Origin of the sequence: Streptosporangium sp. NPDC002721 (assembly GCF_042888905.1) — a bacterium.
GTDB lineage: Bacteria > Actinomycetota > Actinomycetes > Streptosporangiales > Streptosporangiaceae > Streptosporangium.
The window spans coordinates 1-10,741 of the sequence record NZ_JBIAQI010000072.1 but is presented as its reverse complement, the minus strand read 5'-3'; the positions used below and the strand labels follow the sequence as shown (position 1 = coordinate 10,741).

Annotated in this window: 2 protein-coding genes; both read right to left on the bottom strand. The window is 69.8% G+C overall.

The window, feature by feature from the left end; translation table 11 throughout:
• A partial coding sequence (locus ACFYWM_RS44375) for an amino acid adenylation domain-containing protein (RefSeq protein ID WP_389927822.1) occupies positions 1-4,505 on the bottom strand: 4,505 nt, incomplete at its 3' end.
• A complete protein-coding gene (locus ACFYWM_RS44370; RefSeq protein ID WP_389927820.1) occupies positions 4,502-10,729 on the bottom strand; it encodes an amino acid adenylation domain-containing protein in 6,228 nt (2,075 codons plus the stop codon). The genes ACFYWM_RS44370 and ACFYWM_RS44375, both read right to left, overlap by 4 nt.
• Between the last annotated feature and the right edge of the window lie 12 nt (positions 10,730-10,741).

Here is a 10,741-nt window from a genome sequence, read left to right as displayed (position 1 = left end):
ATCACCCGGTGACGCTCCTCGGCCGACAGGATCTCCAGAGCCGAGATGCGCCTGTCCGGATCCTCCGCAACCACCTCCAGCACCCGCACCAACCGAGCAGCCAGGGCCTGGATCGTCTCCTGATCGAAGAGGTCGGTCGCGTACTCCAACGCGCCCTCCATGCCGCCATCGGTCTCAGCGAGGCTGAGCGACAGGTCGAACCGCGCGCCGGGCGCGGGCGTCCCAGCGGCCTCGACGGTCAGGCCGGGTAGGTCGAGCCGGGTGTCCGTAGCATTCTGGAACGAAAACATCACCTGGAACAGCGGATGATGGGCCAGAGACCGAGCCGGGTTGAGCGCCTCGACGAGGCGCTCAAACGGCACGTCCTGGTGAGCGAACGCCTCCAGGTCGGTCTCCCGCACCCGTTCCAGCAACTCGGTGAACGTCGGGTCGCCCGACAGATCGTTCCGCAACACCACCGTGTTGACGAACATCCCCACCATGGCTTCCAGGCTTTCGTCGGAACGTCCGGCCACCGGGGTGCCGAGGGGAACGTCCGAGCCGGCACCGAGCCGGGACAGTACGGTCGCAAACGCAGCCTGCACGAGCATGAAGAGGCTCGCGCCTGTCTGCCGGGCCAGCGCGGTCAGACTACGCGTCAGTTCGGGCTCCACCCTGACCCGGGCGTTCCCTCCCCGGTACGAGGGGCGCGCGGGACGGGGCCGGTCAACGGGCAGGTCGAGCTGCTCCGGCAGCCCGGCCAGTGTTTCCCGCCAGTAGGCGAGCTGCTTCCCGGCTAGGCTGTCCGGGTCTTTCTCGTCGCCTAGGACCTCGTTCTGCCATAGGGCATAGTCCGCGTACTGGATGGGCAGCTGCGACCAACCGGAGGGCTCGCCGCGTGTCCGGGACGCGTAGGCCGCGCCGAGGTCGCGGGCCAGCGGAGTAAGCGACCAGGCATCGGCCGCGATGTGGTGGATCACCACGGACAGGACATGGTCGTCCGGACTCATCTTGAAGAGCGCCGCTCGTAGCGGCGGCTCGGACGTGAGGTCGAAACCGCGCGCAGCCTGTTCGGAGAGTTCTCGGGGCAGCTCTGCCGGGTCCAGCTGGACCTCCGTCAGCTCCGGAGCGGCCGAGGCGAGGATCACTTGGCGGGGACGGCCCCGCGCGTCCTCGGGATATACCGTCCGGAGCGGCTCGTGTCGGGCCACGAGGTCGTCCAGCGCCGCACGGAGCGCGAGCGGGTCCAAGGTGCCTCGCAGACGCAGCACGAACGGCATGTTGTAGGTGCCGAAGCCGCCTTCCATCCGGTTCAGGAACCAAAGCCGCCGCTGCGCGGACGACAGCGGCATCTCGGCCGGACGTTCACGAGCGGTCACCCGATGGCGGACTCCGCCATCGACGAGGCGTTCGGCCAGGCTGGCGACTGTGGGAGCGTCGAACAGCGCTCGGACGGGCAGCTCCGCACCGAGCACGGAACGGATTCGGTTGACCAGCCGGGTCGCGGTCAGTGAGTGCCCGCCCAGATCGAAGAACGAGTCGTCGATCCCGACCCGGTCCACGCCGAGGACCTCAGCGAACGCGCCGCACAGCAGTTCCTCCCGTGTGGTGCGAGGCGCGCGGTACACGGCCGTCGCGGACTCGGGGACGGGCAGCGCGCGCCGGTCGAGCTTGCCGTTCGGCATCAGCGGCAACTCGTCCAGGAAGACGAAGGCCGCTGGGACCATGTGGGCAGGCAACATCCCGGCCACGAACGCGCGCAGCTCGGCGGATTCGACCGACTTCTCTGCGATCACATAGGCGACGAGCCGGCGATCACCGCCGTAGTCCGCTCGGGCCACGACTACGGTCTGGGCAACGGCCGGATGCGAGGCCAGCACCGACTCGATCTCACCCGGCTCAATCCGGAACCCCCGGACTTTCACCTGGTCGTCGGCCCGGCCCACGAACTCGAGCTGTCCGTCCGACCGCCAGCGCACCAGGTCACCGGTCCGGTACATCCGTTCTCCGGGTCCACTGAACGGACACGCGACAAAGCGCTCGGCGGTCAGTGCACGACGCCCCAGATAGCACCGCCCGACCTGAGCCCCCGCGACATAGAGCTCGCCAACGACGCCAACCGGCACCGGACGCAGCCCGTCGTCGAGGACGTGGAGCCGGGTGTTCCATACCGGGCGGCCGATCGGGGCCTGGGCGGGCCAGTCCGCGGGTCGTTCCGGAAGCACGGCCGCCGTGACCACATGGCACTCCGACGGGCCGTAGTGGTTGACCAGCCGCAGCCCCGATTCCTCGGCGGCCGCGCGCAGCGCCAGTCCGGGCACCAGCTGCTCGCCGCCCTGGACCACCTCCCGCAGCGCGGGAAGCTCCAGCCCCAGCCCTTCGGCCTGCTCGAACAGGGCATCCAGTACCGGCAGCGGGCCCGAAACGCTCTCCACCTCATGATCGACCAGCCAGCGTGCCAGCGCCGTGAAGTCCTGTTTCACCTCCGCCGAAGGCACCGCGAGCATTCCACCCGCCAGTAGCGCGCCGAAGATCTCCTGCACGGAGACGTCGAATCCGACAGAGGTCAGCTGGCCCACCACACCGCGAGGCGCGTCTGCGGTCTGCCACGACAGCAGATTCGCCACCGCGCCGCCCGGCATCACGATGCCCTTGGGCTGTCCCGTCGAGCCCGAGGTGTAGACCACATAGGCCGGATGCGCCGGATCGAGCCGCGCCAACCGGTCCTTGTCCGTCGGATCCTGCTCCGATTCCGCCATTAAAGCGGCTTGAACGGCCGGATCATCCAGGACGACGCGGGGGGTGCCGTCGGAGACGGGGATCCCGCTTTCGGCCGCGCCGGTGGTGACCACGCAGGCGGGTTCGGCGTCGAGCCACATGAACCGGAGCCGGTCGGTCGGATAGTCAAGGTCGAGCGGCAGATAGGCCGCGCCGGTCTTGAGCACCGCGAGCAGTGCCACGATCATCGCTTCGCTACGGGGCACCGCCAGCGCGACGCGCCGTTCCGGGCCTGCACCACGCCGGATCAGGAGGCGCGCCAGCCGGTTCGCCCGCTCGTTCAGCTCGGCATAGGTGAGGACCGTATCCTCGAACACCACGGCGGGAACGTGCGGGGTGCGCGCGACCTGGGCCTGGAACAGCTCCGGCAGGGTTCTGGGCGGCAGGTCCACCCGTCGTCCCTGCCAGTCGGACAGGACGCGACGGCGTTCGTCCGGCATGAGGAGGTCGATGTCCGCCGCCGGGAGTCCGGGGTCCGCAGCGACGGCCTCCAGCGCCCGGACGAGCCGGGCAAGGAGCGCGCTCGCAGTCGCCCTCGAAACCAGGTCGGGGCGGTGGTCCAGCCGTAGTCGCAGGCTCGGCCCGGGAACGGCGACGAGAGCCACCGAGTAATGGGTGGCGTCCCGGCCGATCGCACCGGTGATCTGCAGCCCGGCGTTCGCGCCATCGAGCACGCCCCGGTCGAACGGATAATTCTCGAACACAACGAGGGTGTCGAAGAGCGTGCCCGCGCCGCACGCACGCTGGATGTCGGCGAGACCGAGGTGCTGATGCGGGAGCAGAGCGGCCTGCCGCCGCTGGAGCACCACCAGCTCCTCCAGGAACGGCCCTGCGCCGAACGCGGTCCGCACCGGGATCGTGCCGGTGAACAGCCCTACCATCCGCTCGACGCCCGGGAGGTCCGTGGGACGGCCGGACACCGTGGCGCCGAACACCACCTCGTCACGGCCGGTCTGCCGCGCCAGTACCAGAGCCCACCCGCCCTGGACGAGCGTGTTCAGCGTCAATCCATGCCGCCGCACAAGGTCGTTCAGCCGCCCGGTCAGCGCCTCGTCCAGTTCCGCGTCCACGCGTTCCGGCCACACCGCGCTGGCGACGGCTGCGTCCCCCGCCAGGAAGGTCGGCTCGACCGGCCCGGCGAGCCTGGTTAACTCGTCCCGCCAGGCCCGGCGGGCCGCGTCGGCGTCCTGAGCGGAGAGCCAGGCGAGATGGTCGCGGTAGGACGGCACGGGGGGCAGGGCTGCGTCGCTGCCGTCAGCCGCGTAGAGGTGGAGCAGCTCGCCCAGCAGGATCGGCATCGACCAGCCGTCCAGCACGATGTGGTGGTTGGTGATCGCAAGTCGGTGCCTCGCCTCGCCGATGCGGCACAACAGGAAGCGCAGCAGCGGCGGCGCGGCCAGGTCGAAGCGGTGCTCACGCTCCCGGGAGATCAGGGCCTCTGCCTCCGCCTCGGGGTCATCGCAGCCGCGCAGGTTCGCGTGGTGCCAGGCCGGCCGGGCGGTGCGGGCCACTACCTGCACGGCCCGTCCGGTACGGGTGCTGGTGAATCCCGCGCGCAGGGCCGGATGCCGCTGTACCAGCGCCGAGGCGGCCCGGGCGAGCCGTTCCGCATCGACGGGACCCGCCAAGTCGAACACCGTCTGAACGGTGTAGACATCGGTGTCCGCCTCGTCGAACGAGGCGTGGAAAAGCAGGCCGCTCTGCATAGCCGTCAGCGGCAGGACATCCTCAATCCGCGATCGGCTCATCCCTTGTTCGCCCCCCATTCGAATTCCAGATCGTCGATCTCTTCCTGGCTTAACTCCGCGAACGGCAGGTCAGACGGGGTGAACCCGCCCGTGCCGTCATGGGCGGCCAGGGCCTCCAGCGCCTCGAACCACAAGGCCGCGAGTTGCTCGATGCGGTCGAGGGTGTGCAGCGCCGCTGGCCAGGACCACACCGCGTGCAGGACCGGTGCTGCGGTCTCCCCCATCGTCACCACGTTCAGCTCGATTCCGTGCGAGAACGCGCTCTCCGGGTCGGTGCCGAGCAGTTCGGGAACCGGTTCCCACGGCTCACCGGACGCGGTGCCGACGCGCCCCAGGTAGTTGAAGGCGAGCTGCGGAGACTTCGCCGCGGCCAGCACCGGAGCGGTGGCGGGATTGAGATAGCGGAGCTGCCCGTAGCCGACACCTTCGTCAGGCACAGCGCGGAGCTGTTCCTTGACGCGCTTGAGCGCCCTGCCGAGGACCGGCCCGGAAACCCGGACTTCGGTCCACGAGACCTCACCGGCATCGAGCCCGACCGGGAAAAGGCTGGTGAACCATCCGATGGTCCGGGAAAGGTCGGCTCCTGCGGGGTCGTACCGGCCGTGGCTCTCCAAGTCCACTAGGACCCGGGTGCCGCAGGCGCGTCCCTCCCGTCCGCGCCATTCAGCGACGGCGAGCGCGAGCCCGGTGAGCAGAACGTCGTTCACGCCCGCGTTGAACCGCGCGGGGACCACGGTCAGCAGCCGTTCCGTGGTCGCGGTCGGCAACCGCAGGGTGAGCTGCCTTCCAGTGGCCCGGGTGTCTCGTGCGGGATCGAGCGGGACGTCGCTGAACGGCAGGTCGTCCGCCCGGACGGCCGCCTCCCAGAAAGGCAGCTCCGCGAGCCGTGCCGGAGCCTCGGCCGCCAGCCGGGACGCCCAAGCGCGAAACGATACAGGCACGGGCGGCAGCGCCACCGGCCGACCGGCACGCAGCGCCTCCCACGCCTCGCGCAGGTCGTGGACGAGCACCCGCCACGAAACGCCGTCGACAACCAGATGGTGCAGAAGCAGCAGCAGGCGGCCCGGACGGGACGGTCCCGCGTCGAACCACACCGCTTGGAGCATCCGCCCCGCGTCGGGGTCCAGCCGCCGCCGGGCCGCGTCCGCCGCCGTCCGCAGCGCCGCCTCGAGCGCGACGTCGTCCAAGTCTTGTGCATCCATCTGGTGGACTAGCTCCGCCGTGTCCACCGCACCCGGCGGCCGGACCTCCGGGCGCCATGGCCTGCCGGCGGGCCGGTCGAGACGGAGGCGGAGCATGTCGTGCCGATCTGCGAGATGCCGGAGGATCGTGCCGAGCTCCGCTAGGTCCAAGCCTTCGGGGGTACGCAGGACGACTGCCTGGTGAAAGCCGCTGACCGGGTACGCTCGTTCGGCCAGCCAGGCAACGATCGGAGTGAGCGGAACCGGGCCGATTCCGGCGCCCTCGGGCTCTTGGTCCGCACTATCCGGGTCGACGGGCACGGTGACCCGAGCCAGCTCCGCGATCCGCTGGTGAACAAAGATCTCACGCGGTGAGAGGCTGAGCCCTGCCCGCCGGGCCCGGGCTACGACGCTCATCGCGAGGATCGAGTCCCCGCCCAGTTCGAAGAACGAGTCGTCGATGCCGACCCTGTCGAGATTGAGGACCGCCGCGAACACCGCGCACAGGGCGGCCTCCTCGGGGGTGCGTGGAGCCCGGGAGGCGGGTGAGGCGGTGAACTCGGGGGCGGGCAACGCCTTACGGTCGAGTTTCCCGTTCGGGCTAAGCGGCAGCGCATCGAGCGGGACGATCGCGGCAGGCACCATGGGTGCGGGCAGGACCCGGGCGGCGAACGCCCGTAGGGCAGCGGGGTTCACCGGTGGGCCTTCGGCCGGGGCCGCATCGTAAACCACGTAGGCCACGATCCGCCGGTCCCCCGGACGGTCCTCGCGGACCACAACCGCCGTTTCGGCGACGGCGGGGTGATCAGTGAGGATTGTCTCGATCTCGCCCGGCTCGACGCGGAACCCGCGGAGCTTGACCTGGTCGTCGGTCCGGCCGAGATACTCCAGCACGCCGTCCGCCCGCCACCGGGCCAGGTCGCCGGTGCGGTACATGCGCTCGCCAGGCCCGCCGAATGGGCAAGCGACGAAGCGTTCCGCAGTGAGCCCGGGGCGTCCGGCATAGCCGCGGGCCAATTGGACCCCGGACAGGTACAGCTCTCCGGGAGCGCCTACGGGCATTGGCATGAGCCGTCCGTCCAGAACGAAGACCCGGGTGTTCGCGATCGGCGCGCCGAGCGGCACGGGGCCGGAGTCGTCCGGGCGACAGCGCCAGGCGGTCACGTCGATCGACGCCTCGGTCGGACCGTACAGATTGTGTAGCTCGACCCCGGGCAGAGCGCGATGGAACTCGGCAGCCAGGTCTGCGGCGAGCACCTCGCCGCTGCACACGACCCGCTGCAGATCGGGGAAGGCGCCCTGGTCAGGCAGGCCGCGCAGGAAGACCCGCAGCATGGACGGCACGAAGTGCAGGGTCGTGATCCGGGCACCGCGGATCAGACCGGCCAGGTAAACGGGGTCCTTGTGCCCCTCCGGCTCGGCCAGCACGAGCGCCGCACCCGACAGCAGAGGCCAGAAGAATTCCCACACTGAGACGTCAAATCCGGTCGGCGTCTTCTGCAGGATCCGGTCTTCGGGTCCGAGCCGGTACGTGTTCTGCATCCACGTGAGCCGGTTGACGACACCCTCGTGCGGGACGGCGACGCCCTTCGGACGGCCGGACGTGCCTGAGGTGTAGATGACGTAGGCGGGATTGCGGGGGTTGGGCGACGCCAGAGGTGTGGCGTCGCCGGGCTGGTCGAGGGCGGCGACGGTGCGTGGATCGTCGAGGTCGATGCGCGGGACACGGTCCGTCCCGAGCGGGAGACCTCGGGCGCCGGAGACGGTGACCACGCAGATCGGGGCCCCATCGGCGAGCATGTAGGCGATACGTTCTGCCGGGTGGTCGGAGTCGATCGGGAGATACGCCGCTCCGGTCTTCAACACCGCCAGCAGCGCGGTGACGAGCGGCTCGCCGCGAGGAAGGGCGACCGCGACCACGCGTTCCGGTCCGGCCCCGTTCCGGGCGAGATACCGGGCCAGCCGATTGGCCTGTTCGTCGAGTTCGCGGTAGGTCAGCACGGCCTCGCCACACAGGACGGCGGGGGCGTCCGGGGTGCGGGCCGTCTGAGCCTCGAACAGCTCGGGGAGCGTCGCATGGGGCGCCTCTGCGGCGGTGGCATTCCACTCCAGAAGCACCTGGCGCCGTTCCTCGGCAGACAGGATCTCCAGCGCCAAGATCCGCACGCCCGGATCTGCCGCAACCGCCATGAGCACGCGCACCAGCCGAGCGGCCAGGGCCTCTGCGGTGGCCGCATCGAACAAGTCGATCGCGTACTCCAGCGTCCCGGTGATCCCGTGGCCGGTGTCGCACAGATGCAACGACAGGTCGAACTTCGCGGTATCGCTAAGAAGAGGCCGTGCCTCGGCGGCGAGCCCAGGCAGATCGAACTGAACCTCTGCTGTGTTATGGAAGGCGAGCATCACCTGGAACAAGGGGTGCCTTGCCAGGGACCGAGGCGGATTGAGCACCTCCACCAGCCGTTCGAACGGGACGTCCTGATGGGCGAACGCCTCCAGGTCGGTCTCCCGCACCCGTTCCAGCAGTTCGGTGAACGTCGGGTCGCCCGAGAGATCGTTCCGCAACACCACCGTGTTGACGAACATCCCCACCAGATCTTCCAGCGCCTCGTCGTCGCGGCCGGCCACCGGAGTACCGATGGGGATGTCCTCCCCTGCCCCCCATCTGGACAACGACACTGCCAAAGCGGCCTGCACCACCATGAACAGGCTCGTTTGGGTTTTCCTGGCCAGCGCGGCAAGGTCCGCATAGGGCTTGGCGCCGATTCGGACGGGAACGCTGCCGCCCCGGTGCGAGGTCCGGGCCGGGCGGGGACGGTCGACGGGCAGGTCGAGTTGCTCCGGCAACCCGGCCAGCGCCTCTCGCCAGTAGGCGATCTGCTTGCCGGACAGGCTGTCCGGATCCGCCTCGTCCCCCAGCAGCTCCCGCTGCCATACCGCGTAGTCCGCGTACCGGACCGGCAGAGGCGACCACCGCTGTGCCTCCCCCCGCGCTCGTGCTGCGTAGGCCGCGCCCAGATCACGGGCCAGCGGGGTGAGTGACCAACCGTCGCCCGCGATGTGGTGCAGCACTACCGCCAGTACGTATTCCGCCGGGCCCATCGCGTACAGGGTCGCCCGCAGCGGCGGCTCGGACGTCAGATCGAAACCGCGCGCAGCCAGCCGATCGAGCCCTTCCGGCAGCTCGGCGGGAGTCGACCGGATCTCCTCCAGGACAGGGACGGCCGCTCCCGCGTCGAGGACGAGCTGGTACGGACGGCCGTCCGCTCCCTCGGGGAAGACCGTCCGCAGCGGCTCGTGCCGAACTACCACGTCCCGCAGCGCGGCACGCAGGACCGGAACGTCCAGCCTTCCTGACAGCTTCACGACGAATGGCAGGTTGTAAGCAGCAGTCTCGGGATCCAGTCGGTTCAGCAGCCAGAGCCGCTGCTGGGCGAAAGACAACGGGACAGCGCCGGGCAGGTCACCAGAGGACGGCCGGGGCCGAACCGGAGCGCCGGGAGTCAGACGTGCGGCGAGCGCGGCGACAGTCGGCGCCTCGAACAGGTCCCGGACGGGCAGTTCGATGTCGAGGACGGCGCGGATCCGGCTGGTCAGCCGGGTCGCGGTCAATGAGTGCCCGCCTAGGTCGAAGAACGAGTCGTCAATACCAACCCGGTCCAGACCGAGGACCTCGGCGAACACCGCGCACAGCTCCCGCTCCCGGGGTGTACGAGGTGGGCTCACGACACGGTCCGGTCCGTAGCCGGGGTCGGGCAGCGCGCGCCGGTCGAGTTTGCCGTTCGGCATCAGCGGCAACTCGCCTAGGAACACGAACGCGGACGGCACCATCGAGCCGGGCAGTACACCGGCCGCGAACGTGCTCAGTTCGGCGGGATCGACTGGCGCGTCGGCGACGACATAGGCGACCAGCCGCCGGTCCCCGATGTCGTCGCGCACCGCCACCACGGCCTGGTCGACGGCCGGATGGCGGGTTAGGACCGACTCGATCTCGCCCGGTTCGATCCGGACGCCCCGGAGCTTCACCTGCTGGTCGCCCCTGCCCACGAACTCGATCTGGCCGTCCTGGCGCCACCGGACCAGGTCGCCGGTCCGGTACATCCGCTCCCCCGGACTCCCGAACGGGCACGCCACGAAGCGTTCGGCGGTCAGAGCCAGCCTGTTCAGATAGCCGCGCGCCATCTGGGCGGTCGCGATGTACAGCTCACCGACCACCCCTGCGGAGACTGGACGCAACCCGTCATCCAGCACGAAAAGCCGGGTGTTAGCCACCGGGAAGCCGACCGGTGCGGGAACGGGCCACTCGGCGGGCGTCTCCGGGAGCACCGCGCAGGTGACCACATGGCATTCGGACGGGCCGTAGTGGTTCAGCAACCTGAAACCGGAGTCCTCGGCGGCCGCGCGCAGGGCCGGGCCCGGCACAAGCTGTTCTCCGCCCTGCACCACTTCTCTCAGCGACGAGAGCCGAACGCCCGAGTCCTCGGCCTGTTCGAACAGGGTGTCCAGCACAGGAAGCGGGCCTGAGATCCCCTCCACACGGTACTCGGTGAGCCACAGGGCCAGCGCGGCGAGATCCTGTTTCACCTCGGTGGCGGGTACAGCGAGGACCCTGCCCGAGAGCAGGGCACCGAAGATCTCCTGCACGGAGACGTCGAAGCTTATTGAGGTGAGCTGGCCCACCACACCGGCCGTGTCAGCGGCGATCTGCCAGGAGAGCAGGTTCACCAGCGCGCCGCCGGGCATAACGATGCCCTTGGGCCGCCCCGTGGAACCCGACGTGTAGACCACATAGGCCGGATGCCGGACGTCCAGCCGGGCACTCCAATCGGCGTCCGTTAGGTTGCCATCCGGTTCCGCCGCCGCGGCGGCCAGGACCGTTGGATTATCCAGGACGAGCGTCAGGACGTCGGATATCGGCAGCCGGTGCCGAACCACCTCGGTGGTGAGCAGCGCCATCGGGGCGGTGTCGGCCAGCATGTAGGCGAGGCGTTCGGCCGGGTAGTCGGGATCGAGGGGCAGGTAGGCCGCTCCAGACTTCAACACGGCGAGCAGCGC